We start from the raw sequence: 1466 nt of genomic DNA on the forward strand, positions 1-1466 counted from the left end.
GGTGCGGAGTGCCCCGCACCGGGGCCCGAGGCGTGCCACGGGGCTCTTAGGCTGGAGGGAAGGGACGAGTGGACGGAGTGGACGGCGTGAGCGAGCAGGGGCAGGAAAAGGACCGGCAGGGCCGGGAGCAGGACCAGGGCCAGGAGGCCCGGAAGGGCGCGGCCGCCAAGGCCCGGCTGGTCTTCCGGGACCCGTTGGACCAGCAGTCCGGGGACGACACCGACGCCGGCTGGGGCGACCGCCCCGGGGCGGGGGAGAGCGGTGGACGGGGGCTGGACTGGTACCTGAGCCAGCGCCCGCCGCACCACGGGGACTGAGGAACGGGGACTGGGGGAACGGGAACGGGAACGGGGGAGCGAACGGCGCCCGCCGGTCAGCGCAGCGGCGCGACCAGCGCGTCGCGGATCTCGGTCAGCAGTTGGACCTCCTTGGCCTCGGCCTCCGCCGCCTCCTCGGCGAGGGTCTTGCGGCGTGCCGCCAACCTGTTCATGGGCACGATCAGAGCGAAGTAGACGACCGCCGCGGTGATCAGGAACTGGAGCACGGCGCTGAGCACCGATCCCCACAGGATGAGGATCCCGGACGTGACCTCACCGGTCGGGCTCACCTCGCAGGGCCCCTTGAGGCAGGAACTGTAGGACGCGAGGTCCTTGGTCCCGAAGACGCCGACGATCGGATTGATCACGCCCTTGACGAAGGCGTTGACGATGTTGGTGAAAGCCGCGCCGATGACGACGGCGACGGCGAGTTCGACGACATTTCCACGCAGCAGGAATTCCTTGAAGCCCTTCATGCCGCCTCGAACGACGCAGTCGTCTCCCGGTTACGGGTGATCTTCCGCAGGTCCGGACTGACAACCCGTCCGGCCCAGTGCGCCACCCTGGGGCGGCGGCAGCCCGGCCCGCGCGGGCCCCAGTGCCAGCGCCGACGCCACCGCGAGCAGCACCAGGACGGGGACTCCGGCCCGCCGCCGCACCGCGCTGCGCCAGCGGTGCCACCCGCCGCACCCGCGCCGGATCGGCGGGAAGCTCGGCAGCTCCTGCCGGGGAGGCACGGCGGGCGCGGGCAGTGGCAGCGGCAGGGGAAGGGAGAAGCTCGCGGTCGTCATCGACGCACCTCCGGGGTGTCGGCGGGCCGGCCCCTCGCGGACCGACCGGATGCCCACACGATGGGCGTTTCCGGCGAACTCGGAAAGCCCTTTCCCCAGGCCTGTGGATAACTCGCCCCTGTGGACAACTTCGTTCACTCGCCGGAGTGAGGCCGACCCCTCCGGGGTGACAGGGCGCCCGGGCGGGCATGCGAAAAGGCCCGCCGCCCCGCGTGGAAGCGGGGCCGACGGGCCTTTCCCGGGTCTACGGGCCGTCCGGGCCGATGGTGCCCGGCGCCGGGATCAGCTCGCGGCCGGAGCCGGGCTGGACGAGGTCGAGGAGCCGGAGCCCGACGACGTCGACGAGGAGGACGTGGAC

General features: G+C 72.5%; 3 protein-coding genes. 1 reads left to right on the top strand and 2 read right to left on the bottom strand.

Features of this window, described 5'->3' with window-relative positions; all coding sequences use genetic code 11:
* The first annotated feature begins 86 nt into the window (after window positions 1-86).
* A complete protein-coding gene (locus ACFU6K_RS38880; RefSeq protein ID WP_380671371.1) occupies window positions 87-317 on the top strand; it encodes a hypothetical protein in 231 nt (76 codons plus the stop codon).
* 56 nt (window positions 318-373) lie between these two features.
* Here ACFU6K_RS38880 and mscL read toward each other — a convergent pair whose 3' ends face one another.
* Both mscL and ACFU6K_RS38890 read right to left on the bottom strand, forming a co-directional pair.
* Window positions 374-793, bottom strand: a complete 420-nt coding sequence (gene mscL / locus ACFU6K_RS38885; RefSeq protein WP_380671373.1) for a large conductance mechanosensitive channel protein MscL — start codon at window positions 791-793, stop codon at window positions 374-376.
* A gap of 30 nt (window positions 794-823) precedes the next feature.
* Window positions 824-1108: a hypothetical protein gene (locus ACFU6K_RS38890; RefSeq protein WP_380671375.1), complete on the bottom strand. Its 285-nt coding sequence runs from the start codon at window positions 1106-1108 to the stop codon at window positions 824-826.
* Window positions 1109-1466 lie beyond the last annotated feature (358 nt).

The sequence above is a fragment of the Kitasatospora sp. NPDC057512 genome, from assembly GCF_042802135.1.
In the GTDB taxonomy this organism is placed as follows: Bacteria; Actinomycetota; Actinomycetes; order Streptomycetales; family Streptomycetaceae; genus Kitasatospora.